This is a genomic window from Lelliottia sp. RD5 (assembly GCF_056032945.1).
Window position 1 is genome coordinate 1 of record NZ_JBVYHQ010000020.1, and the last position, 344, is coordinate 344.

The following is a 344-nucleotide window of genomic DNA, read 5'->3' on the forward strand; positions in this document are numbered from 1 at the left end:
ACTTCGCAGCGCACCTTTTCAGGTACACTCTGAAGTTTTCTTGTTTTCAGCAGTAAAAGGATGGTGGAGCTATGCGGGATCGAACCGCAGACCTCCTGCGTGCAAGGCAGGCGCTCTCCCAGCTGAGCTATAACCCCATCGTAATACTGAATCTCTGTACCCTAATTCGTTTCCGGGCAAGGCGTGGTAACACGAAGCATACTGCTGTATGCGAGCGTTGCCATAACGCAGTCCGGAGGCGAATTTGGTAGGCCTGAGTGGACTTGAACCACCGACCTCACCCTTATCAGGGGTGCGCTCTAACCACCTGAGCTACAAGCCTGCAGAGATTCTTTACTGCTTAT

Annotated in this window: 2 tRNA genes; both read right to left on the reverse strand. The window is 52.3% G+C overall.

The features are described from left to right. Window positions 1-61 precede the first annotated feature (61 nt). Window positions 62-137, reverse strand: a tRNA-Ala gene (locus tag AC0LWE_RS22315). A gap of 108 nt (window positions 138-245) precedes the next feature. Then, window positions 246-322: transfer RNA gene (locus AC0LWE_RS22320), tRNA-Ile, on the reverse strand. Window positions 323-344 lie beyond the last annotated feature (22 nt).